At 71.0% G+C, this 23,771-nt stretch carries 16 protein-coding genes; 9 read left to right on the top strand and 7 right to left on the bottom strand.

Going from position 1 to position 23,771, the window contains the following annotated elements:
• Positions 1–16: 16 nt before the first annotated feature.
• The 3 genes from NYZ95_RS12020 to NYZ95_RS12010 form a co-directional block, all read right to left on the bottom strand.
• Complete coding sequence (locus NYZ95_RS12020) at positions 17–838, bottom strand: alpha/beta fold hydrolase (RefSeq protein WP_262851511.1); 822 nt, start codon at positions 836–838, stop codon at positions 17–19.
• Between the two features lie 115 nt (positions 839–953).
• Positions 954–2,318, bottom strand: a complete 1,365-nt coding sequence (locus NYZ95_RS12015) for a helix-turn-helix domain-containing protein (RefSeq protein ID WP_262851510.1) — start codon at positions 2,316–2,318, stop codon at positions 954–956.
• A gap of 123 nt (positions 2,319–2,441) precedes the next feature.
• Positions 2,442–4,004: a PucR family transcriptional regulator gene (locus NYZ95_RS12010; protein ID WP_262851509.1), complete on the bottom strand. Its 1,563-nt coding sequence runs from the start codon at positions 4,002–4,004 to the stop codon at positions 2,442–2,444.
• A gap of 113 nt (positions 4,005–4,117) precedes the next feature.
• On the opposite strand from NYZ95_RS12010, the gene NYZ95_RS12005 reads away from it, so the two are divergent.
• From NYZ95_RS12005 to NYZ95_RS11985, 5 genes are all read left to right on the top strand, one after another.
• Positions 4,118–5,635: an APC family permease gene (locus tag NYZ95_RS12005; RefSeq protein ID WP_262851508.1), complete on the top strand. Its 1,518-nt coding sequence runs from the start codon at positions 4,118–4,120 to the stop codon at positions 5,633–5,635.
• Positions 5,632–7,077: an aminobutyraldehyde dehydrogenase gene (locus NYZ95_RS12000; RefSeq protein WP_262851507.1), complete on the top strand. Its 1,446-nt coding sequence runs from the start codon at positions 5,632–5,634 to the stop codon at positions 7,075–7,077. Before NYZ95_RS12005 ends, NYZ95_RS12000 begins: the two co-directional genes overlap by 4 nt.
• The gene (gene gabT / locus NYZ95_RS11995; protein ID WP_262851506.1) at positions 7,074–8,414 is read left to right on the top strand and encodes a 4-aminobutyrate--2-oxoglutarate transaminase; all 1,341 of its coding nucleotides are present in this window, start codon (positions 7,074–7,076) and stop codon (positions 8,412–8,414) included. Before NYZ95_RS12000 ends, gabT begins: the two co-directional genes overlap by 4 nt.
• Before the next feature lie 145 nt (positions 8,415–8,559).
• Positions 8,560–10,089, top strand: a complete 1,530-nt coding sequence (locus NYZ95_RS11990) for an aldehyde dehydrogenase (NADP(+)) (protein WP_262851505.1) — start codon at positions 8,560–8,562, stop codon at positions 10,087–10,089.
• Complete coding sequence (locus NYZ95_RS11985; RefSeq protein WP_262851504.1) at positions 10,086–11,288, top strand: acyl-CoA dehydrogenase family protein; 1,203 nt, start codon at positions 10,086–10,088, stop codon at positions 11,286–11,288. Before NYZ95_RS11990 ends, NYZ95_RS11985 begins: the two co-directional genes overlap by 4 nt.
• A gap of 146 nt (positions 11,289–11,434) precedes the next feature.
• Here the strand turns inward: NYZ95_RS11985 and NYZ95_RS11980 are convergent, their stop codons facing one another.
• A complete protein-coding gene (locus NYZ95_RS11980; protein ID WP_262851503.1) occupies positions 11,435–14,281 on the bottom strand; it encodes a DUF6801 domain-containing protein in 2,847 nt (948 codons plus the stop codon).
• A 177-nt stretch (positions 14,282–14,458) separates the two neighbouring features.
• Between NYZ95_RS11980 and NYZ95_RS11975 the strand changes: the two genes are divergently transcribed.
• Positions 14,459–15,187: an HAD family hydrolase gene (locus NYZ95_RS11975; protein WP_262851502.1), complete on the top strand. Its 729-nt coding sequence runs from the start codon at positions 14,459–14,461 to the stop codon at positions 15,185–15,187.
• On the top strand, positions 15,184–17,679 hold the full coding sequence (locus NYZ95_RS11970) for a glycoside hydrolase family 65 protein (RefSeq protein WP_262851501.1): 2,496 nt from the start codon (positions 15,184–15,186) through the stop codon (positions 17,677–17,679). The genes NYZ95_RS11975 and NYZ95_RS11970 overlap by 4 nt, the downstream gene beginning before the upstream one ends.
• 407 nt (positions 17,680–18,086) lie before the next feature.
• On the opposite strand, the gene NYZ95_RS11965 is transcribed toward NYZ95_RS11970, so the two are convergent.
• Complete coding sequence (locus NYZ95_RS11965) at positions 18,087–19,031, bottom strand: DUF6801 domain-containing protein (protein ID WP_262851500.1); 945 nt, start codon at positions 19,029–19,031, stop codon at positions 18,087–18,089.
• Positions 19,032–19,172: 141 nt separating this feature from the next.
• Entirely contained in the window at positions 19,173–20,774 is a 1,602-nt protein-coding gene (locus tag NYZ95_RS11960; RefSeq protein WP_262851499.1) for a bifunctional phosphatase PAP2/diacylglycerol kinase family protein, read from the bottom strand.
• A 43-nt stretch (positions 20,775–20,817) separates the two neighbouring features.
• Here NYZ95_RS11960 and serS point away from each other — a divergent pair, with 43 nt between their 5' ends.
• The gene (gene serS, locus NYZ95_RS11955; protein WP_262851498.1) at positions 20,818–22,092 is read left to right on the top strand and encodes a serine--tRNA ligase; all 1,275 of its coding nucleotides are present in this window, start codon (positions 20,818–20,820) and stop codon (positions 22,090–22,092) included.
• The gene (locus NYZ95_RS11950) at positions 22,089–22,907 is read left to right on the top strand and encodes an HAD family hydrolase (protein WP_262851497.1); all 819 of its coding nucleotides are present in this window, start codon (positions 22,089–22,091) and stop codon (positions 22,905–22,907) included. The genes serS and NYZ95_RS11950 overlap by 4 nt, the downstream gene beginning before the upstream one ends.
• Before the next feature lie 70 nt (positions 22,908–22,977).
• Here NYZ95_RS11950 and NYZ95_RS11945 read toward each other — a convergent pair whose 3' ends face one another.
• On the bottom strand, positions 22,978–23,571 hold the full coding sequence (locus NYZ95_RS11945; protein ID WP_262851496.1) for a WhiB family transcriptional regulator: 594 nt from the start codon (positions 23,569–23,571) through the stop codon (positions 22,978–22,980).
• Positions 23,572–23,771: the final 200 nt, after the last annotated feature.

Raw genomic sequence — 23,771 nt, 5'->3', positions numbered from 1 at the left:
CGTACGGCCTGAGAGGTCAGCTGCGGAAGAACGCGAAGAGGTCCCGGTCGAGCTCCTCCTGGTACGCACCGGCGATGCCGTGCGGCGCTCCTGGATAGACCTTGAGCGTCGCGTTCTTGACGAGGTCGACGGCCTTGCGCGCCGCGTCGTCGACCGGCACGATCTGGTCGTCCTCGCCGTGGGCGATGAACATCGGGACGTCGATCGCCTTGAGGTCCTCGGTGAAGTCCGTCTCCGAGAACACCGCCACGCACTCGTACGCCTGGTGCAGCCCGGCGAGCATCGACTGACGCCAGAAGTCGTCGCGCTGTCCCTGCGAGATCGTCGACCCCTCACGGTTGGCGCCGAAGAACGGCGCGGACAGGTCCTTGTAGAACTGCGAGCGATCGTGGAGCACCCCGGCTCTGATCTCGTCGAAGGCCTCGATGGGCGTCCCCTCGGGGTTGGCCTCGGACTTGAGCATGACGGGCGGGATGGCGCCGGCGGTCGCGACCTTGGACACGCGACCGCGCCCGTGCTGAGCGGCGAACCGTACGGCTTCGCCGCCTCCCGTCGAGTGCCCGACCACGATGATGTCGTCGAGGCCGAGCTCGTCGACGAGCGTCGAGACGTCGGCGGCGTAGGTGTCCATGTCGTTGCCGTCCCACGTCTGGGTCGAGCGCCCGTGCCCTCGGCGGTCGTGCGCGATCGCGCGGTAGCCCGCCTGCGCGGCCAGCTTGAGCTCGAGGTCCCAGGCGTCCGAGCACAGCGGCCAGCCGTGGCTGAAGATGATCGGCTGTCCGCTCCCGTAGTCCTTATAGAAGATCTGCGCCCCGTCCGCGGCAGTGATGTACGGCATCCGTGCTCCTCTGTCGTCGAGGTCGACCAGGCCGGTCCTGCTCGCTCCCCCTCTCGATTCGACCGTGCGGCCGGTCGTGGAGACCACGAAGAAGACACGCAGTTCGCGCGCCACGTCACCCCAGACGCGCCTCTCCTCGCGCCGACTCGGGACGCGCGAACTGCAACCACTCGCGCGCGCGGGCGGCGACCTCCCTGCGCTCGTGGAGCGGTCCGCCCTCCTCGGAGTGCAGGGCGTGCGCGAACAGCTTCACGAGACCGTGCATCTCGAACGCACCTCCGCCCGCAGGCCGGGCGAACCCGACCTCGACGAGCTCGTCGACCGCGTCCTCGGCGATCCAGAGGTCGGTGTCGAGGAGCACGGCCGCGAGGCTGGGGCAGAAGGTCGTCCCCTCCGTCGCTCCCAGGCGTCGCAGGAGCGTCTGCGCGGTCGGCGAGAGCTGGTCGTACGACGGCGCGACGACCGCAGCGGGGACGAGGTCGCCTGCGGTCAGGACGGAGAGGCGGCGGTCACGCGACTGCAGCCGACGGATCAGGTCGGCCACGGTGCCTCCGCGTCGCGCGGCGAGGCGGCTGCCGGCGGCGCGCAGGGCGAGCGGCGTGTGCTCGCACAGGCGGGCGAGCGCCGCCAGCTCGGCGGGGCGCGCACCCGGCGACTGGCCGGGCCCGACGTCCTCGACGATGTGCTGGAGCAGGGCGACGGACTCCCTCTCGGCGAGGGCGGGGAGGTCGAGACGGTGCACCCCCTCGAGCCCCGCGAGCGACCTGCGGCTGGTGACGGCGACCGCGCCAGGCCCTGCGCGGGGCAGCAGCGGCCGGACCTGCGACTCGTCACGGGCGTCGTCGAGCACCACCAGGAGCTGTCGTCGGGCGAACGTCTCGTCCCACAGCGCGCGGACCTCGGCGAGACCGTCGGGCAGCGGACCGTCGGTCGGGCGCGCGGCAGCGATCAGGTGTCGCAACGCTCGCTGCGGATCGAGCGGGCGGGACCCGAGGGCTCCGAGGTCGAGGAAGAGCGTGCCGTCGTACGTGTGCGCCAGGCTGCCCGCCGCACGAGCCGCCAGTGCCGTCTTGCCGATCCCAGGAGCACCGGTGACCACCGCGATCGACGGGGAGTCGTCATGTCCGGACCCGGGCCCGAGCCTGCGCACGAGGTCCGAGGCCTCGGCCCGTCGGCCCACGAAGTGACGGACAGCAGGCGGCAGCGGGAGAGGGTGCGTTCCGACGCGCACGAGACCGTGGCGGCTCTCGCGAGCGGCGACCACGACCCGCTCCCTCTCGTCCGTGCCGAGCGCGAGCGCATCGGCGAGGAGCCGCACCGTGGTGGTGCGGGGCCGCCGGCTCACACCGCGTTCGATGTCGCTGATCGCCCGGTCGCTGACCCCGGACCGCTCGGCGAGCTGCTCCAGCGTCAGGTCACGCTCGATGCGGTGGCTCCGGAGGAGATCTCCGACGGTCGTCGCCCTGTGGTGCGGAGTCACGGCTCGGGTCCCGGGGAGTCCACGGGGGTTCCTTTCGTCAGCGGACGAGAGGGCTCGAGCAGCGAGCCGGCGGTGTCACCAGTCTCGGTGAGCCGGGCCCGCGGCGCGCGACGGAGCGTGCAATCAGCCCTCGCGGGCCAGCAGTCCGAGGAGGAGCGCGACGCGGTCCTCGGCGACGTCGAGGCGGGCGCCGGTCAGCTCCTCGACGCGCGCCATCCGGTTGCGCAGCGTGTGCCGGTGCACCCCGAGCGCCCGCGACGCGGTCTCCCACGAGCCGTTGTGGCGCAGGAACACCTCCAGCGACTCCACCAGAACGCGCTCCCGCGCCGAGCCACCCTCGAGCAGCGGCGCCAGCGGTGACGCCGCGAGGGTCGCCACCCGCGCTCGTACGACGTCGTCGGCGAGGATCGCCTCCAGCGTCAGCGCGCCGTACCAGCCGACCTGCTGGTGCGACGCCCGCGCCGACGCAACGGCGTGGACGGCTGCCGCTCGCCCCGCAGCGACCCCGCCCGCGGCCAGTGCGCCGCTGACGCCGACGACGACGTCGTGGCGTCCCGCGCGGGCCAACCCGTCGGCGACCGCCTCGACGCTCGCGTGCACGTCGGCGTCCCGGACCACGGCGAGGACGCCCTCCTCCGCGTCCGTCTCGACGTGCGCGACCGACGCGGCGTCGAGCGCGTGCGCCACCACGTCGAGCGGGGAGGGACGCCCGTGGCCGGGCGCCGCGACCACCATCCGTACGCGGTCGGCCGCCTCGAACCCGAAGTGGCCGAGGTGCCGCACCAGCGAGGGCGCCACCGCGTCGTCGTCGAGGAGCAGCTCGAGCACCGTCGCCCCGAGCCGCCGGCGTGCGTCGACGAGCTCGCGCGGCCGGTCGCGCTGGAGGGTGAGGAGCGAGACCGCCTGATTGAGCAGGAGCCGGTCGCCGACCGGCAGCGAGCCCGGCACCTCCACGGCGAGCCACCCGCTCGGCCGCTCACGCCCACCCAGCCGCTGGACGGCGAGAGTGCCGCTGCCGGACACGACCGCGACGCTCGCCCGACCCGGCCGCGCCGCGAGCGCGACCAGCTCGGCGGCCACGCGTTCGCGCAACCCCGGGCTCTCGCCGGCGTACGCCACCGGGTGCTCGAGCTCGTCGAGGACGAGGACCGCGGCGCGCAGCTCCCGCGCCAGCGCCGCCGACAGACCCGCGACCCCGCCCTCGAGCGCCGCCCGCGTCATCTGGCGCTGGAACGCGACGGCACGGTGCATGACCGCGTTCTGCTGCTCCGCCCGGTGCGCGGCCACGGCCTGCGCGATCGCGACGAACGGCGTCGGCAGGGGCACCTCCAGCAACGGCAGGCCCGCACGACGGCACGCCTGGCGCAGGCCGACGGGGATCGTCGCGAACCGGACGCCGACACCGAAGGCCAGCCCCACCACGCCGGCCGCCGCGAGCCGCTCCACGTACGCCGTCTGCTCGTCGCGTGCCCGCGGCATCCGGAGGCCGGTGGTGAGGACGAGCTCGCCGCCGTCGAGGAACGGCGTCGGGTCGAGCACCTCGATCGCGTGCGCCCAGCGCAGCCGGACGTCGGGGGTCTCCTCGGGCTCGACGAGGCGCAGTCCGAGGTCCTCCTGGTCGAGGAGCCACGCCAGCGTGACCCCGTACGGGTCGTCCTGAGGCTCGCTGGTCGGCGCTGCGGTCATGGACACAGTGTCCATGTCGAGCAGGCCAGGCGCACCGTTTCGGCAGGGCCACTGTGGTGCGCATCACTTCTAGCCTGCGAAGCATCGACCGTCCCGCCCCCAGGGAGAATCCCGTGACGACTTCGCCTCTCGACCCCACCGCACGACACACGCAGCACCACGACTCCGACGACGCGCACCTCGCCTCGCTCGGCTACACCTCCGACTTCAAGCGGGACATGAACCTCTGGGGCAACTTCGCCCTCGGCTTCACGTACCTCTCGCCGGTCGTCGGTGTCTACTCGCTCTTCGGCACCTCGCTGGCCAGCGGCGGCCCGCCGATGATCTGGGCCATCGTGCTCGCCGCGCTCGGCCAGCTGCTGGTCGCGCTGGTGTACGGCGAGATCGTCGCGCAGTACCCCGTAGCCGGCGGCGTCTACCCGTGGGCGCGCCGCCTGTGGGGCCGCCGCTGGGCGTGGACGACCGGCTGGGTCTACATGATCGCGCTGACCGTGACCATCGCCGCCGTCTCGTACGGCGCGGGCCCCTTCGTCGCGATCGTGCTCGGGATCGACGCCACCACCGCCGTCACCGTCTGGTGCGCCATCGGCCTGATCGTGCTGACGACGCTGCTCAACCTCGGCGGGACGAAGCTGCTCGCCAAGATCGCGTTCTTCGGCTTCGCCGCCGAGCTCGTCGGGGCGATCGTGGTCGGCGTGTGGGTGCTCCTCACCGAGCGCCACCACAGCGTCGCCGCGCTGTTCGACACGTACGACGTCCAGGGCGACGGCTCGTACTTCCCGGCGTTCGCCGCTGCGGCGCTCATCGGCCTCTACCTCTTCTACGGGTTCGAGGCGTGCGGCGACGTCGCCGAGGAGGTCCGCGACCCGGGCCGCCAGATCCCCAAGGCGATGCGGATGACGATCTACATCGGCGGCGCCGCGGCGTTCTTCATCACCTTCGCGCTGATCCTCGGCGTCCCGAGCTTCCAGGCCGTGTTCGCCGGCGAGGACACCGACCCGGTGAGCACCGTCCTCGAGAACGCCTTCGGGTCGGTCGGCTTCCGCATCGTGCTCGTGATCGTGCTGATCTCGTTCCTGTCGTGCGTGCTCAGCCTGCAGGCCGCCGCGAGCCGCATGATCTACGCCTACGCCCGCGACGACATGATGCCCGGCAGCACGCTGCTCAAGCGGTTCTCGCAGGCCCGCCACGTGCCGCCGTACGCGCTGTCGCTGGCGGCCGCGATCCCGATCGTGATCATCCTCGGCTCGCAGGTCTCCGACAACGCGCTGGTGCGGATCATCTCGTTCGCCTCGTTCGGCATCTACCTCGCGTTCATGATGGTCGTCGCCGCCGCGCTCCGCGCCCGCCTGCGCGGCTGGAAGCCGTCCGGCAAGTTCACCCTCGGCCGCTGGGGCCTGCTCGTGACGGTTGCCGCGCTGGCGTACCAGCTGCTGGCCTCGCTCAACATGATCTGGCCGCGCACGCCCGACGCGCCCTGGTACGACAACTGGATCGTCGCGCTCGGCGCCGTGATCGTCCTCGGCGTCGGGCTCGTCTACATGCTCGTCGCCCGCCCGTACCGGAACTCCGACGCCGCCCACGGCGACGCCATCAACATCGTCACCCGCTATCCAGGAGAGAACGCATGACCGACACCGTCCACGTCCAGAACTTCGTCGACGGCCAGCTCGTCGACACCCGCGACGGACGCCGTACCGACCTCGTCGACCCCACAACCGGAGAGACGTACGGCGACGCGCCGCTGTCCGGGCAGGCCGACGTCGACCTCGCGTACGAGTCGGCGGCCAAGGCGTTCGACACCTGGCGGCGCACCACGCCGTCGGAGCGCCAGCAGGCGCTGCTCAAGATCGCCGACGCGATCGAGGAGCGTGCCGAGGAGCTCGTCGCCGCCGAGAGCCGCAACACCGGCAAGGTCGTGCCGGTCACCATGGCGGAGGAGATCCCGCCGATGGTCGACCAGATCCGGTTCTTCGCCGGTGCCGCGCGCGTGCTGGAGGGGCGGGCGACGGCGGAGTACATGGCCGGCCACACGTCGTGGATCCGCCGCGAGCCGGTCGGTGTCGTCGGGCAGGTCGCGCCGTGGAACTACCCGATGATGATGGCCGTCTGGAAGTTCGCCCCGGCGCTCGCCGCGGGCAACACGGTCGTCCTCAAGCCGAGCGACACCACGCCGGTCTCGACGGTGATGATGGCGCAGATCGCCGCGGAGTTCCTCCCGCCGGGTGCCCTCAACGTCGTCTGCGGCGACCGTACGACCGGCGCCGCAGTCGTCTCCCACCCGACGCCCGCGATGGTCTCGATCACCGGCTCGGTGGGTGCGGGCAAGAAGGTCGCCGAGGCGGCCTCGCACGACCTCAAGCGCGTGCACCTCGAGCTCGGCGGCAAGGCCCCGGTCGTGGTGTTCGACGACGCCGACGTCGCCGCGGCCGCCGAGGGCATCGCCATGGCCGGCTACTTCAACGCCGGGCAGGACTGCACGGCGGCGACGCGCGTCCTCGTCCACCCGCGCGTCCACGGCGACTTCGTCGCGGCGCTCACCGAGCAGGCGAAGGCCGCCACCACCTCGTACGGGCGCGGGAGCGACGACGAGGACGCGTGGGTGCCTCCGGTCAACAACGCCCAACAGCTCGAGCGCGTCCTCGGCTTCCTGTCGCAGGTGCCCGACCACGCGACCGTCACCACCGGCGGCGGACGCCAGGGTGACCGCGGGTTCTACGTCGAGCCGACGGTGATCGACGGCCTGGCGCAGGAGGACGCGCTCATCCAGAACGAGATCTTCGGCCCGGTCATCACCGTGCAGACCTTCGAGCACGAGGACGAGGCCATCGCCAAGGCCAACGGCGTGCCGTACGCGCTCGCCTCGTCGGTGTGGACCAAGGACCTCGGCCGCGGGCTGCGCATGTCCAACGCGCTCGACTTCGGCTGCGTCTGGATCAACACGCACATCCCGCTCGTCGCGGAGATGCCGCATGGTGGGTTCAAGGACTCCGGGTACGGCAAGGACCTGTCGATGTACGGCCTGGAGGACTACACGCGGATCAAGCACGTGATGGCCAACCTCGAAGGATGACGACCATGACCGACCAGGCACGACTCCTCAAGACCGCCATCCCGGGGCCACGCTCGGTCGCGCTGCACGAGGCGCGCGCGCAGCAGGTGGCGCGCGGCTTCGGGATCACGATGCCGGTGTTCGTCGACCACGCGGACGGTGCCTTGCTCGTCGACGTCGACGGCAACCGGATCATCGACATGGGTTCCGGCATCGCCGTCACGAGCGTCGGGGCCGCCGCGCCGCAGGTCGTGGAGCGGATCGCCGAGCAGGCGGCGAAGTTCACGCACACCTGCTTCATGGTTACCGAGTACGAGGGGTTCACCGAGGTCGCGGCCGCGCTCAACCGGCTGACCCCGGGCGACCACGAGAAGCGGACCGCGCTCTTCTCCACCGGGGCCGAGGCGGTCGAGAACGCGGTCAAGATCGCGCGCGCCGCCACCGGCCGTCCGGCGATCGTCGTGCTCGACCACGCGTACCACGGGCGCACGTTGATGACGATGACGATGACGGCGAAGAACGTGCCGTACAAGGAGGGCTTCGGGCCGTACGCGCCGGAGGTCTACCGCGCCCCGATGGCGTACCCGTTCCGCTACGACGGCGACGAGAAGGCGTGCGCCGCCGACGCGCTCGCGAAGCTGAAGGACCTTGTGCTCACGCAGATCGGCGCGCACAACGTGGCGGCGATCGTGGCCGAGCCGATCCAGGGCGAGGGCGGGTTCGTCGTCCCGGCCGAGGGGTTCCTGCCGGGGGTCGTCGAGTTCGCGCGCGAGCACGGGATCCTCTTCGTCGCCGACGAGATCCAGACCGGGTTCGCGCGGACGGGGCGCATGTTCGCCTGCGAGCACGAGGGGATCGTGCCGGACCTCATCACGACCGCGAAGGCCCTCGCGGGCGGCATGCCGCTGGCCGCGGTCACCGGGCGCGCGGACGTCATGGACGCGGTCGCGCCCGGCGGGCTCGGCGGGACGTACGCCGGCAACCCCGTCGCGTGCGCCGCGGCGCTCGGCGCGATCGAGACCATCGAGGACGACGGGCTGGTCGCGCGCGCCGCCGAGATCGAGCGGCTCGTGAAGCCTCGGCTTGAAGCGATGCGGGCGGAGTCCGGCGGGCGGATCGGCGACGTACGGGGCCGGGGCGCGATGCTCGCGATCGAGCTCGTGGAGCCCGGGACGACGAACCCGGCACCGCAGTACGCCCAGGAGGTCGCCGCGCACTGCCACCGCGAGGGCGTGCTCGTCCTCGTGTGCGGGACGTACGGCAACGTGATCCGGCTCCTGCCGCCGCTGGTGATCTCCGACGCGCTCCTCGAAGATGCCCTCGACGTCCTCGCCACCGCCGTACGGAGCCTGGCATGAGCGTCCCCAACCTCGGCTGGTCGAGTAGCCGGCGGAGCGCTAGCGGAGTCGGCGTATCGAGACCAAGGACCGATCTCGATACGCCCTCCGCTCGCGCTCCGGGCTACTCGATCAACGAGGCAGGGCGGACGGGAGGGGACAGCCGATGAGCGTTGATGTCTCGTACGACCCGCGTACCGGGCGTCCGAACGGGGAGGTGCCCGTCACGCCGACGGCCGAGGTGGACGCGATCGTCACCGCTGCGGCGGCGTGCGCGGTGGAGGTGGCCGCGACGCCGCCGACGGAGCGGGCGCGGTGGTCCGGCGCGATCGCCGACGCCCTCGAGGCGGCACGCGACGAGCTCGTCGACCTCGCCGACGCCGAGACCGCGCTCGGGCGACCTCGTCTGGAGGGCGAGGTCGCCCGGACCGCGGGCCAGCTGCGCTTCTACGCCGACGTGGCGGTCGAGGGCTCGTACCTCGGCGCCACGATCGACCACGCGTCCGGCGCCAACCCGTCGCTCGCCCGCGTCAACGTGCCGCGCGGACCGGTGGCGGTCTTCGGTGCGAGCAACTTCCCGTTCGCCTTCAGCGTGCTGGGCAACGACACCGCGTCCGCCCTCGCCGCGGGCTGCCCGGTCGTCGTCAAGGGGCACCCCGCGCACCCGCTGCTCAGCCAGCGGCTCGGGGCCCTGGCGACCGACGCGCTGCGCGAGGCCGGTGCGCCGGACGGCGTCTTCGGGATCGTGCACGGCTTCGACGCCGGCGTACGGCTCGTCGAGGCGCCGCAGATCACGGCCGTCGCGTTCACCGGCTCGCAGCGCGCGGGCATGGCGTTGCGCGACGCGGCCGAACGACGCCCCGTCCCGATCCCGGTGTTCGCCGAGATGGGCACCGTCAACCCGGTCGTGGTCACCGGCGCCGCTGCCGAGGCGCGGCTCGCCGAGATCGCGTCCGGGTTCGTCGGGTCGTTCACGCTCGGCGCCGGCCAGTTCTGCACCAAGCCCGGCCTGATGCTCGCGCCGCGCGGCTCCGACGCCGCCCGTGCGGTCGCCGACGCGCTCCGCGAGGCGGCACCCCAGGGCTGGTCGCTCACCGAAGGCATCGCCGAGGCGGCGCGTACGGGCGTGGCCGAGCTCGTCGACGCCGGTGCCGAGGTCGTCGCGTCCGTCGACGGCCCCGACGCCGGCTGGTCCGTCGCGTCCACCGTCCTGTCCGTGCCGCTCGACGCGCTGCAGTCCGGCAGCCGCCTGCTCGAAGAGTGCTTCGGCCCCGTCGCGCTCGTCGCCGAGTACGACGACACCGAGGCGCTCGCGCGTGCGGTCGAGTCCCTGCAGGGCACCCTCGCCGCTGCCGTGATGGCTGCCGACGAGTCCGATCCCGACCTGCCGGGCGTCCTCGCGCAGCTCACGACGAAGGCCGGACGCGTCACCGTCGGCGACTTCCCGACCGGCGTCGCGTACACCTGGGCCCAGCACCACGGCGGCCCCTGGCCCGCCACCTCCGACCCGACGGCGACGTCGGTCGGTGCCGCCGCACTCAGCCGGTTCACCCGCCCGGTCACCTACCAGTCCGTCCCGGAGTCGGCCCTGCCCGCTCCGCTGCGCGACGACAACCCGTGGGGCATCCCGCGCCGTGTCGACGGACGCCTCACCCTGCCCACCGACGCGCAGCCGCCCACGAAGGAAGGTCCATGACCGCCACCTCCTCCCGCCCCGCCTTCAACCCCCACGACCCGGCCGGGATCGACGACCTCCTGAGCGCGGACGAGCTGTCGGTCCGTGACTCGGTGCGTCACCTGTGCGCCGAGCGGGTCGACCCGTACGTCGCCGACTGGTTCGAGCGCGGCGCGATCCCTGACATCCGCGGGCTCGCCAAGGAGCTCGGCGCGCTCGGCGTCCTCGGGATGCACCTCGAGGGCTACGGCTGCGCCGGGATGAGTGCGACCGAGTACGGCCTCGCGTGCCTCGAGCTCGAGGCGTCCGACTCCGGGCTTCGCTCGCTGGTGTCGGTGCAGGGCTCGCTCGCGATGTACGCGATCTGGCGCTTCGGCAGCGAGGAGCACAAGGAGACGTGGCTCCCGCGCATGGCCGCGGGCGAGGCGATCGGCTGCTTCGGCCTGACCGAGCCCGACCACGGCTCCGACCCCGGCAGCATGCGCACCCGCGCCCGCCGCGACGCCGGGGGCGACTGGATCCTCAACGGCCGCAAGATGTGGATCACGAACGCGCCGGTGGCCGACGTCGCCGTCGTGTGGGCCCAGACCAGCGACGACCCGGCGGACGTCCGTGGGTTCGTCGTCCCGACCCGTACGCCCGGGTTCTCCGCGCCCGAGATCCTGCACAAGCTGTCGCTGCGCGCCTCGGTCACGGGCGAGATCGTGCTCGACGAGGTCCGCCTGCCCAGCGACGCGGTCCTGCCCGAAGCCACCGGCCTCCGTGGCCCGCTGTCGTGCCTCAACGAGGCGCGATACGGGATCGTCTGGGGCGCGATGGGCGCGGCGCGCTCCTCGTACGAGGCCGCGCTCGCGTACGCAGGCGAGCGGGAGCAGTTCGGCCGCCCCATCAGCGGGTTCCAGCTGACCCAGCAGAAGCTCGCCGACATGGCGCTCGAGTACGCCAAGGGTGTCCTGCTCGCGCTGCACCTCGGCCGACGCAAGGACGCCGGCACGCTCCGTCCCGAGCAGGTGAGCATGGGCAAGCTCAACAACGTCCGTGAGGCGCTGGAGATCTGCCGCACCGCCCGTACGATCCTGGGCGCCAACGGCATCTCGCTGGAGTACCCCGTCATCCGCCACATGAACAACCTCGAGTCCGTCCTCACGTACGAGGGGACCACCGAGATGCACACGCTGGTGCTCGGCCAGGCGCTCACGGGCCAGCCGGCGTTCCGCTAGTCCCCGTGCACGACTGAGGCCTCGATCCCGGAGGGAGGGACCGAGGCCTCAGCGTTGTGCGGCGGCGGTCCCGGCCTCGTGAGGGTGAGTCCGTGACCGCCTCGTGCGGCGCCGCCCGTCGGGGGACGGGCGGCGCCGACGCTTGATCAGCGCCGCTTCACCGAGACCTTGATGGTCTTGGTCGCAGCACCGGTCGTGGCGTTGCCGAGGTAGCGCACCTTCAGCGTGCCCTTGCCTGCCTTCGGCAGCTTCTTGAGACGGACGACCACGCTGCCGTTCTTACGCAGCGTCGCGGTGCCGACCTTCTTGCCGCGGTGGTAGACCGCGACCTTGCCGGACGGCGTGAAGCCGCTGGCCTTCACCGTCACCCGCACCTTGGCACGCGTCTTGCCGGCCACGACCTTCTTGGTCGTCACCTTCGCGGCCACGGATGCCTTCGCCTTGACGACCTTCAGGCGAAGCGACGTCGACGACGGCTTGGTGGACGCGTCACCGAGGTAGCGCACCGACAGGGTGTGCGTCCCCGGCTTCAGCGCCGTACGGGGCAGGGTGACCGTGGTGCGGCCGTTGACGACCGTCGTACGGGCGAGCAGCCTGCTGCCCTGACGGACCTCGACCTTGCCTCCGGCCTTGCCGGGCGAGACCACGACGTTCACGCGCGGCGAGATGCCGTAGCGTGCCGTCGCCGCCGACGCCTTGACCGACGACGCCACCGGCGCCGGCGTGCTGGGCTCGTCGCTGACCTCGATGCTGCCGATCGTCAGCGCCTCACCGTCCATCGCGGTGCAGTCGAGCCCGACAGCCTGGATGAACCCGCCGAGCACGCCGGGCGTGAGGACGGAGTTGATGAACATCTTCTTCGGCATCGAGACCTCGAGCGCACCCGACGTCGGTGCCGTCAGCTCGGGCAGGCCGCCCTTCACCGGGATCGCGACGCCGTCGGCGGGCACCGGCAGCGACATCGGCACGTCGGCGGACTCGAGGTCCGACATCGGCAGCTCGTACGTCCGTCCGGTCGCCGTCTCGGTGAACACCGCCGTCGCGGTCGCCTGACCGGCAACGGCCGTCTGGCCGAACCCTGTCTCGTCGAGAGGCGGGTACTCGCCGGGCTGCGACGTGCTGAAGTCGGTGCCCGCGAGAAGTTCCGCCATCGGCTGGGCCATCTTCAGGGTGATGTCGGTGTCGGGAACGGTGAACTTCTCGCCCGGCTTCAGCTGCTGGGGCATGTGGGCCTTCACGTCCACGCGGAACGTGGCGTCGCCGCCCATGATGGCGCCGACGAGATCGCTCAGCGACGGGTCGATCGGAGCCGACGGATCGGTCGTCGGCATCCCGTCGGGGCCGGTGCGGATCGCGTACTCGCACCGGTACCGGACGTCGTTCAGGACGCCCGCCGCAGGCTTCGGGGGCTCGACGACATTGATCGTCACCGTCCCCGTCGTCGAGTCCCCGGTCTTGTCGGTCATCGTCACCGTGAAGGAGTCGGTCCCGACGAAGCCCGGGTCCGGCACGTAGGTGTACTTGTGCTTGATCGCCGCGAACTGGGAGTCCGGGCTCGCCGGGTTGTCGTCGGCGGTGAAGAAGTCCCTGATCGTGCCGTGCTGCGGCGTCCCGTACGTGAACCGGGTCTCGGGGGTGTTCCAGACGAACGGGCCGTTGGAGTCGAGGTCCCGCGCCCAGGGCCACCCGTCGAACGGCTTGTCCTTCGTCGTGGTGAACGTACGATCCGCGACGAGGGGGACGGCGTTGACCACGGTGAACCGCACCGTCGAGGTGCTCGACTGGCCGGCCTCGTCGGTCGCGGTGTAGTTGAAGCTGTAGTCGCCGACGCCAGCGTCCTCCGAGACCTGGATCGTCGCGACCTTGCCCGCGACCGACAACCACACGTTGCTGCCGCCGTTCGGGCCGGTGAGCGCACCCAGCTTGTACGTGAGGGTGCCCTCGCCGCCACTGCCGGCCAGCGTGATCTTGGTCAGGTCCGCGAATGTGCCGCGGTGCACCGGATCCTCCCAGTCGATGTCCTGGGTGGTGACCGGTCCTGCGCCGCCGTCGACGTTCACGGTCACGGTCGCGGTCGCCTCACCTACACCGTCGCTGACGGTGTAGGTGAACGAGTCGGTCCCGACGAAGCCGTCGGCGGGCGTGTACGTGAGGTTCGGAGCGTCGCCGCTCAGCGTGCCGTTGCTCGGGTTGGTGGTGGTGTACGTGAGCGTCTCGCCCTCCGGGTCGGAGGCGTCGAGCGTCACGGCGACGGCCTCGCCCGCGCCCGTAGACACCGTGACGTCGCGCGCGACCGGCGGCTGGTTGGTAGGCGCAGCGATGGGGATGGCGCCGAAGACGCCGTCTCCGTTCGGCCCAGCGGCGTCGAGGTCACAGGCCAGCTTGACCGCGCCCTCCCCGCCGACGATGGTGCCGTTGGCCTGCACGAGCGTGGCGGCGATGTTGAAACGAGTCGGCATCCGCAGCGTGGCCGCCTCGGTCGCGCCGGCGGGCACAGTGATCGCCGGGACGTCGCCCTCGGTGGGGATCTTCCACAGAGCGTTGGGCGCCGTCGGGACGTCCGTCTGCGGCGCCGCCAGATTGCCGATCGGAACGACCAGCGGATCGCTCACACCTGGCGCGGTGATCGTGATCGACGCGTCCGTCGACTTGCCGCCCGCGGTCTTCGCGCCGAGCAGGCCGACGGTGGGGGCGCGCAGGTCCTCCGGCATCGTCAGCGTGATCTGGGTCTTGCGCGCGGGGATCGTCTCGCCAGGGGCGACGGAGTCAGGGACCTCGACCGCAGCGTGGACACCGACGTCCTTCACGCCCAGCGGTAGGCCGGCCGCGTCGACGTTGCACTTGTAGTTGTAGTCCTTCGCCAGGTCCGTCGCCGCTGCTGCTGGTGCTGCGGCCGCCAGGCCGAACGCGCTCAGCGTTCCGGCGACGAGGGCTCCTGCGGTGACGGGGCCGACCACGCGACGGCCTCTCGCCGTCACTGGGGCATGCTTCATCGTTCTCCCTCCAGAGAATCGCAAAGGTGTATCTCAGATCACACCGAGTTAACTCAGTGTGACACGCAGCGATACAGCATGGGCCGAGATGCCGGAATCGGCCACAGATTTCTCCGTGGCCCCCCGATTCGGCCGACACGTCGCACACCTGGAGCGCCGACCCCATACCCTCGAAGGGTGACCGAGTCCGCACTGGTCCGATGGGCCGACTACGACGCTGCCCTCTTCGATCTCGACGGGGTTCTGACCCCCACTGCCGAGGTGCACATGCGCGCCTGGGCCGCGCTCTTCACGTCCTATCTGAGCGCGCACCAGATCTCACCTCCCTACACCGACGCGGACTACTTCGCGTACGTCGACGGCAAGCCCCGCTACGACGGCGTCCGCACGCTCCTTGCCTCGCGGGGCGTGACGCTGCCCGAGGGCGACCCGAGCGACCCACCGACCGCCGAGACGGTGTGCGGGCTCGGCAACCGCAAGAACGCCGAGTTCGAGCACGAGCTCGCCGCGCACGGCGTCGCCGCGTACCCGGGCTCCGTCGCGCTCCTCGACCACCTCGCCACCCTGCCGATCGGCCTCGCCGTCGTGTCGAGCTCGGTCAACGCCCCCGCCGTGCTGGCCGCAGCCGGCATCGCCGACCGGTTCCCGGTCGTCGTCGACGGTGCCGTCGCGCTCGACCACGGGCTCCCGGGCAAGCCCGCACCCGACACGTACGCGTTCGCCGCGAAGCAGCTCGGGACCGACGACGCCCACGCGATCGTCATCGAGGACGCGGTGTCGGGAGTGCAGGCGGGCGCGGCGGGCGACTTCGGGCTCGTCATCGGCGTCGACCGCGGCGCCGGACGCCAGACCCTCCTCGACCACGGCGCCGACGTGGTCGTCGCCGACCTGGGTGAGCTCGTATGAGCCCCGTTCCTCGCGACACGCCCCGCCCGGTCTCCGACTACCTCGACCGGCACCGCTGGCCGATCGACGAGTGGCGACTGTCCGAGCGGTTCTTCAGCTCCGAGGACCTCGGGCGTACGGAGACGTTGTTCGCCGTCGGCAACGGCTACCTCGGCATGCGGGGCAACGTCGAGGAAGGCCGCGAGTCGCACACGCACGGCACGTTCGTGAACGGCTTCCACGAGACCTGGAAGATCAACCACGCGGAGGAGGCGTTCGGCTTCGCGCGGGTCGGGCAGACGATCGTCAACGCGCCCGACGTGAAGGTCATCCGGCTCTACATCGACGACGAGCCGCTGCTGCTGCCGGTCGCCGACCTCATCGACTACGAACGCACGCTCGACTTCCGTACGGGGGTGCTGTGCCGAGAGATCGTGTGGCGCACGCCTGCAGGCAAGCGCGTACGGATCAAGTCCCAGCGCATGGTCTCGTTCACCCAGCGCCACCTCGCCGTGATGACGTTCGAGGTCACGCTCCTCGACGCCGCGGCACCGATCACGCTGTCGTCGCAGATCCTCAACCGCCAGGACGGCGAGGACGAGTACCACGTCCGCTCGGCCGCCATGGGCGAAGGCGCGGACCCGCGCAAGGCCGAGCGGTTCGGGCGCCGCGTGCTCCTGCCGCAGATCCACGAGGCCGTGGAGGACCTCGGTCGCGTGATGCTCGGCTACAAGGCCGCCGAGTCCGGCATGACGCTCGGCGTCGCCGCCGACCACGTCCTCGAGACCGTCGACCCGCACCAGCGCAGCGTGCACATCGACGAGGACATGGCGAAGGTCGCGTACCAGATCGACGCGCAGCCGGGGAACCCCGTCCGCCTCACCAAGGTCGCCTCGTACCACACCTCTCGCGGCGTCCCTGCCCGTGAGCTGCTCGACCGGTGTCGCCGCACCCTCGACCGCGTGAAGGCTGAAGGACTCGAGCGTCAGTTCGACGACCAGAAGTCGTGGCTGGCCGACTACTGGGCACGCGCCGACGTCACCATCGGCGGACAGCCCGCCCTGCAGCAGGCCATGCGCTGGAACCTCTTCCAGGTCGCGCAGGCGTCGGCCCGCGCCGAGGGGGCAGGCATCCCGGCGAAGGGCGTCACCGGCTCCGGGTACGGCGGCCACTACTTCTGGGACACCGAGATCTACGTCCTGCCGTTCCTCACGTACGTGTACCCGCAGCTCGCCCGAGCCGCGTTGCGCTTCCGCTACAACATGCTGCCCGCCGCGAGGCGTCGCGCGCGCGACCTCTCCAACCGCGGGGCGCTCTTCCCGTGGCGGACGATCAACGGCGAGGAGGCGTCGGCGTACTACGCCGCCGGCACGGCGCAGTACCACATCGACGCCGACATCTCGTACGCCTTGAGCCGCTACGTGGACGCGACCGGCGACACCGACTTCCTCATGCGCGAGGCGGTCGACATCCTCGTCGAGACGGCACGCCTGTGGACCGACCTCGGATTCTGGCGCAGCGAGGGGCGCGGCTCGTTCCACATCCACGGCGTCACCGGACCCGACGAGTACACGACCGTCGTGAACGACAACCTGTTCACGAACGTGATGGCGCGGTTCAACCTCCGTCGCGCCGCGCGGGCCGTACGCGAGCTCGAGCGGGCGTGGCCGCAGGCGTACAGCCGGATGGTGGCGCGGCTGCGGCTCGACAGCAACGAGGTCGAGGAGTGGGAGCGCGCCGCCGAGGCGATGGCGATCCCGTACGACGAGCACCTCGGGATCCACCCGCAGGACTCGCACTTCCTGGAGCGCGAGGTGTGGGACCTCGCGCACACGCCGCGGGACAAGCGGCCGCTGCTGCTGCACTACCACCCGCTGGTGATCTACCGGTTCCAGGTGCTCAAGCAGGCCGACGTCGTGCTCGCGCTCTATCTGCAGGGCGACCAGTTCACGACCGAGCAGAAGCGCAGCGACTTCGAGTACTACGACCCGATCACGACCGGTGACTCCACGCTGTCGGCGGTCGTCCAGGCGCTGATCGCGGCGGAGGTGGGCTACTCGGACCTCGCGGTGCGGTACTTCACCGAGGCGCTGTACGTCGACCTGGCCGACCTGCACGGCAACGCCTCCGACGGCGTCCACGTCGCGTCGACCGGCGGGGTGTGGGGTGCGCTGGCGAACGGGTTCGGTGGTTTCCGGGACTACAACGGCGAGTTCTCGATCGACCCGCGGCTGCCCGCGGCGTGGGACGAGCTCGTCTTCCGGCTGACGATCAAGAAGAGCCGGATCCGCGTTCGCGTCACCGCCGACTCCGTCGAGCTGACCGTCGAGGAAGGCGCCGGCGCGAAGTTCTCCGTACGCGGCAAGATCGTGCACGTCACGGCTGCCGAGCCGGTCGTCGTCCCGCTCGAGGACCAGGGCCCGCTGCTGCCCGGCACCCCGGGCCCCGGGCCGCTCGAGGGCGTCCGCCGCGCCGACGGCTCCGTCATCACCGCCACCGTCCCGCACCCCTGACCCCTCGCCCAGTCACCCCCCGTCGGCTCGCGCCTCCGCGGTTTGCCACGCTGACGTGGGAAACCCTGGTTGGCGCGGCAAGCAAACCGCGCCAACCACAACACGCCACGCTGGCGTGGCAAACCACAGCCCGGGGCACCCCCACCAACCCGACCGACCGCCGCAACCCCCCGTACCCGCACCAAGGTTTCCCACGCTGACGTGGCAAACCCTGGTTGGCGCGGCAAGCAAGCCGCGCCAACCACAACACGCCACGCTGACGTGGCAAACCACAGAGCGGGGCCGGCGCGGAGCGGGGGAGAACGAGCGAGTGCCCCGACCCGTGACAGGTCGGGGCACTCGTCCCCTCGGAGGGTCGTACGGCGCCGGGGGCCGTTGACGTGCTCGCGAGTCGGTGCGGTCGGTCGTTACTTCCGGACCTTCACCTTGATGGTCTTGGTCGCGCTCTTGGCGTAGACCGAGCCGCTGTAGGTCACCTTGATCTTGTAGGTGCCCTTCTTCTTGAACTTCTTGAGCTTGATCGTCGCCTTGCCGTTCTTGACGGTGGCCTTGCCGACGGTCTTCTTGCCGATCTTGGCGGTGACCTTGCCGGTGGCGGCGGGGCTGCCGGCGGAGACCTTGACGGCCAGCTTGGCCTTGGTCTTCTTGGCCTTGATCTTCTTCGGCGACGCCTTGGCGGTCACCTTGGCGGCGTTCTTCGGAATGCTGACCGAGCCGATCACACGCGCGGCGGAGGTCTTGCACGCCAGCGAGACCGGGATGCTGGTGCCGCCGGAGTTGACGACCGTCGCCGCGATGCTGAACGCCGCCGGCATGCTGAACGACGCGCGCGTGTGGGCGCGTGCCGGGACCTTGATCGCGGGGACGTCACCGACCGTGGCGATGTTCCACGGAGTGCCGGCCGTCGCCGGGACGGGCGCCTGCGGAGCCCGAAGGTTGGCGATGCCAACGGTCAGCGCCGCAGCGCCAGGCGCCGAGATGGTGACCTTGGCGTCCTTCGACTCACCCCCAGCCGTGCGGCCGTTGATCAGGTTGTACGTCGCGTCGCGCAGCGTCTCCGGGAGCGTCAGCGTGATCGTGGTCTTGCGGGTCGGGAGCGTCTGGTTGCGCGAGACCACGCTCGGGACCGTCACCTGGGCGCGGACGCCGATGACGTGGTTGCCGAGCGGAAGCGCGCCAGCGTCGACCTTGCAGGTGTAGTTGAACCGCTTGTCGAGGTTGACGTTCGCGGCGTTGGCGGCCGGCGCACCGGCGATGACGAGGCCGCCGACACCGGCGACCAGCGCGGCGCCCGTGGACGCGGCCGCAAGGCGTGTGCGGCGTTTCGTCCGGGCAGGCTGAGACTGGAGCATGATGATCTCCCTCCGAGGATTCGGTGCGATCTGCACCACATGCGAAAGCGAGTTCAACACCCGGTTACCCCAAAAGGAACACGCCACAGGGTTCCGTTACCTAACCGTGACATTGGCGTCAACGGGGCGAAACGACGTCCCTCAGCGCGGTACGCGGACCAGCAGGACCCCCGGCTCGACGACAGCGCGAAGCTCGGTGTGATCGCCGATCGGGTCGCCGTCGAGCTGCATCGGCGTGGGCCGGTCGGTCCGCAGCGTCACCGTCCGCCCGGTCATCCGGTCGAGCCGCTCGTCGGTGCGCTTGCCGCGCGTGAACAGGCGCAGCCCCACCGAAAGGAAGGCGAACTTGTGCGGCGGCGCGATCGCGACCACGTCGATCTTGCCGTCGTCGATCTGCGCGTCCGGCAGCAGCGGGAGACCGCCCTGCAGGAACCCGACGTTGCCGACGACTACCGTCAGCGCACGGCGCCGGACGAACGGCCCGTCGTCGATCGAGATCTGCACCCGCGTCCGAGGGAAGCGCAACAGCTGCTTGCCCCCCGAGACCACGTACGCCAGCCAGCCGACCCGCTTCTTGAGGTCCTCGTTGGTGCCGGTCATGATCGCGGCGTCGAACCCGAGCCCGGCCATCACCAGGAACGTGGTCGACTCCTCCGACCCGTCGAGCGACAGCCGAACGATGTCGATCGCCCGGTCCTGCCCCACGAACGCGTTGTCGATCGCGTCGCCGGTGTGCAGCGGCAGCGAGAGGTTGCGGGCGAGGAGGTTGCCGGTGCCGAGCGGCACCACGCCGACGCCGATCCCGCTGCGCGCGAGCTCGCCGCACACCTCGCGTACGGTCCCGTCGCCACCGGCCACGATGACGAGGTCGGCCTCGCCCTCGAGCGCCTCCACGGCCTGCGACGCGCCGGGGTCGTCGACCGTGGTCTCGAAGAACTGCGGCTCCGCCCAGCCGTGCCGGGCCGCGGCCTCGCGCACCCTCGTACGGAACGCCTCGACGTCACCGACCTTGACCGGGTTGAGCACCACACCGACCTGACGGCGTCCCGTGCCGGCGACGGCGGGACGGGCGGGTTCCTCGGCGTCGAAGAGCGACCGGGTGAACAGCCACCAGAAGAAGAGCGCCACCGCCGTCCCGAGCATCCAGCCGCCGACGACATCGGACAGGAAGTGGACGCCCAGGAACAGGCGGTCGAGGCCGACGAGCACGCCGACGGCCAGCCACAGCAGGATCAGCAGCAACCGCAGGACACCACGGCGTACGAGCAGCAGGGTGACGATGACCATGACCGTCGCGAACGTGCCCCCGGCCGTGGCGTGCCCGCTGGGGAACGAGAACGTGTCCAGCACCTGGATCGGCTCGTCGAAGGACGGTCGGGCTCGCTCGACGAACCGCTTCAGCCCGTAGACGGCCGCAAACTGGACGGCCATCGTCAGCGCGATCCAGAACGCGACACGGTACGACCGCCGCAGCAGCGCGTACACGGCGACGGCCCCCAGGACCAGACGCAGCATCCACGGGCCGAGCCAGTCGCCGATCCACAAGAAGACGTCCGAGAGGACCTGGTTGCCCACGACCGCTCCGTGCGCAGCCTCGGCCACCTGCTGGTCCAGCTCGGTCAGCGGCGCCCACTCCCACCACACCGCAGCGGCGAGGGCAGCGAAGAGCACGAAGAGGACGCCGGTCGTCGTGGGCAGGAGGGCAGGGCGCGCAGGACGTGCGCGGCGGAGGTCGATCGGCACCCGAACAGGGTAGTCGTGTCAGCCACGCCGATAGGCTGGGGGAATGATCGACGTTCGTATCCTTCGTGACAACCCTGACGAGATCCGCGCTGCTCAGCGCCGCCGCGGTGAGTCCGAGGCTGTCGTCGACGAGCTGGTCTCCGCCGACGAGGCACGTCGATCGTCGATCGGCCGGTACGAGGCGCTGCGGGCCGAGCAGAAGCAGCTCGGCAAGCAGGTCGCGAAGGCGTCGGGCGACGAGAAGGCTGCGCTCCTTGCCCGTACGAAGGAGCTCGCCGCTCAGGTCAAGGAGGCCAGCGCGGCCTCCGACGCGGCGGCATCGACGTTCGACACGCTGCTCGCCACGCTCCCCAACCTGGCGGCGCCGGAGGCTCCTGAGGGCGGCGAGGAGGACTTCGTCGTCCGCGAGGTCGTGGGCGAGCCGCGCGACTTCGCCGCCGAGGGCTTCGAGCCGCTCGACCACATCGAGATCGGCAAGCGCCTCGGCGCGTTCGACATCGAGCGGGGCGCGAAGGTCAGCGGCGCCCGCTTCTACTTCCTGACCGGTATCGGCGCCCAGCTCGAGATGGCGCTGGTCCAGATGGCGATGGACCGCGCGGCCGCGTGGGGCTTCACGCCCATGATCCCGCCGGCGCTGGTGAAGCCATCGGCGATGGAGGGCACCGGGTTCCTCGGCCAGGCCGCCGACGACGTCTACCACCTCGAGAAGGACGACCTCTACCTCGTCGGCACGTCGGAGGTGCCGCTCGCGGCGTACCACTCCGACGAGATCCTCGACGCCCAGTCGTTGCCGCGCCGTTACGCAGGGTTCAGCCCGTGCTATCGCCGCGAGGCAGGCTCGTACGGGAAGGACACCCGGGGCATCTTCCGGGTGCACTGGTTCGACAAGGTGGAGATGTTCGTCTATGCCACGCCCGAGGACTCGTACGCGGTCCACGAGGAGCTGCTGCGCCACGAGCAGGACTGGCTCGACGCGCTCGAGCTCCCGTACCGCGTGATCGACGTGGCGGCCGGGGACCTCGGCCTCTCCGCGATCCGCAAGTTCGACTGCGAGGCGTGGATCCCCACCCAGGGCAAGTACCGCGAGCTGACCTCCACCTCGAACTGCACCAGCTTCCAGGCGCGCCGTCTGGGCATCCGCATGCGCGACGGCGACCAGGTCACCCCGCTGGCGACCCTCAACGGCACGTTGATGGCGTCGACCCGGACGATCATCGCCCTCCTCGAAAACCACCAGCAGGCCGACGGGTCCGTCCGGGTCCCCCTGGCGCTGCAGCCCTACCTCGCAGGACGAGAGATCTTGGAGCCGCTGTCTTGACGTTGACCTCGCACACCACCGACGGGGCCGCCACGACCTGGAGGCCACGCATCGTGGCCCTCGACGTGGACGGCACGATCGTCGACTACGCCAACGAGATGACCGACGCCGTACGCCAGGTGGTCCGCGCCACCGCCGAGGCCGGCATGCACTGCGTGATCTCCACGGGCCGCGCGGTGCCGGGGGTGATGGACGCGGTCGCCAAGCTCGGGTTCAGCGACGGTCTCGCGGTGGCGAGCAACGGCTCGGTCGTGTTCTCGTACGACCCGGTGAAGATCCTGCACACCGTGACGTTCGACGCCGGTCCGGCCGTACGCGCGCTGCTCGAGGCGGTGCCGGACGCCGCGGTGGCGGTGGAGAACGTCGGCACCGGCTACCGCATGAACAAGGCGTTCCCCGACGGTGAGCTGAGCGGCGTCATCTCGCACGAGCCCGTCGAGGACCTCATCGCCGAGCCGGTGAGCCGCGTGATCGTCCGCAGCCCCGACGCGTCTGCCGAGGAGTTCGCCGAGCTCGCCCACTCGCTGGGGCTGGAGGGCACGAACTACTACGTCGGCTACACCGCGTGGCTCGACCTCGCCCCCGAGGGCGTGTCCAAGGCGGCGGGTCTGGAGAAGATCTGCGCGGAGCTGGGCGTCGACCGCAAGGACGTCCTGGCGATCGGCGACGGCTCGAACGACGTCGAGATGCTCGAGTGGGCCGGGCGCGGGGTCGCGATGGGCCACGCCCCTCTGCACGTGCAGTCCGTGGCCGACGACGTCACCGAGACCGTGGAGAACGACGGGGTCGTCCGGGAGCTCGAGAAGTACCTCTGAGCTCTGCCCCGGCGGCTCCGCCGGGGCTACCCCCTCGGCCGGCCGCCCCCGTGCGCGGTCGGACTCAGGGCTACGCGCTGAGGGGGCAGGAAGTGACGCGGGCCGAGACGACCTCGTCGAAGACGTCGAGCACCTCGTCGACCGTCGGCCGCGTCGTCCGCGTACGGGCGGGGGTGGCGGGCTTCTTGTTCGACGACGCCTCGCGGAGGTGGCGCTTGACCGTGGACAACGAGCACCCGAGGCGCTCGGCGAGCTGGGCGAAGGTGTCGCGCGGGTAGAGGCGGCGTGCGGCGAGGATCGCGTCGTGGTCGACAGGTGAGCCGGCCGCACGGACACCGGCGATGCGGTCGATGTCGGGGGCGGTGAGCGTGATGCCGAGCCGTGAGCGCATCTCCGCACGGTCCTCAGGTGAGGTGCAGGCGGCGTAGCCGGCGACCTCCCCGTCGACCACGGCGCGGTAGAGGCACTGGGTGAGGAGCGGGCACGCGGCACAGGCCTCGCGGGCCTGGGCGTGGGCCGACAACCACGCGTCCCAGCTCGCCCCGGACCTTGAGAGGTCCTCGAGCGGCTCGCTCAGGGTGTCGTAGACATCGGGCATCCGCGTGCACGCAGGAACGACGTCGGTGTGCGAGTCGACCTGGCGGCGGTCCGAGACGAAGTACATGGGTTCTGCATCTCCTTGGGTGCTTCGAGATGCAGAAAGTCAAACATCGGTGTCAAGAGAGTAATCAGCGCGCAAGTACTCAGATGCTGATAAATGCCTACTCATCGCCAGGCGAGTACCTGCCGTACGTGTCACACAGTAGCTGCCGAGAGGGCCAACAGCAGGTTTCTGTCACGCATCCTTGACAGGTCAGGCGGGTT

Origin of the sequence: Mumia quercus (genome assembly GCF_025506335.1) — a bacterium.
Classification (GTDB): Bacteria; Actinomycetota; Actinomycetes; order Propionibacteriales; family Nocardioidaceae; genus Mumia; species Mumia quercus.
This window is presented reverse-complemented; position numbering and strand designations above follow the sequence as displayed.

Bases quoted from the DNA above. Each gene is read 5' to 3' on its own strand.
- gabT (WP_262851506.1), top strand. From the start codon at position 7,074: ATGACGACCATGACCGACCAGGCACGACTCCTCAAGACCGCCATCCCG.
- NYZ95_RS11980 (WP_262851503.1), bottom strand. From the start codon at position 14,281: ATGAAGCATGCCCCAGTGACGGCGAGAGGCCGTCGCGTGGTCGGCCCC.
- NYZ95_RS12020 (WP_262851511.1), bottom strand. From the start codon at position 838: ATGCCGTACATCACTGCCGCGGACGGGGCGCAGATCTTCTATAAGGAC.
- NYZ95_RS11985 (WP_262851504.1), top strand. From the start codon at position 10,086: ATGACCGCCACCTCCTCCCGCCCCGCCTTCAACCCCCACGACCCGGCC.
- NYZ95_RS12000 (WP_262851507.1), top strand. From the start codon at position 5,632: ATGACCGACACCGTCCACGTCCAGAACTTCGTCGACGGCCAGCTCGTC.
- serS (WP_262851498.1), top strand. From the start codon at position 20,818: ATGATCGACGTTCGTATCCTTCGTGACAACCCTGACGAGATCCGCGCT.
- NYZ95_RS11945 (WP_262851496.1), bottom strand. From the start codon at position 23,571: ATGTACTTCGTCTCGGACCGCCGCCAGGTCGACTCGCACACCGACGTC.
- NYZ95_RS11990 (WP_262851505.1), top strand. From the start codon at position 8,560: ATGAGCGTTGATGTCTCGTACGACCCGCGTACCGGGCGTCCGAACGGG.
- NYZ95_RS12010 (WP_262851509.1), bottom strand. From the start codon at position 4,004: ATGACCGCAGCGCCGACCAGCGAGCCTCAGGACGACCCGTACGGGGTC.
- NYZ95_RS11970 (WP_262851501.1), top strand. From the start codon at position 15,184: ATGAGCCCCGTTCCTCGCGACACGCCCCGCCCGGTCTCCGACTACCTC.
- NYZ95_RS11965 (WP_262851500.1), bottom strand. From the start codon at position 19,031: ATGCTCCAGTCTCAGCCTGCCCGGACGAAACGCCGCACACGCCTTGCG.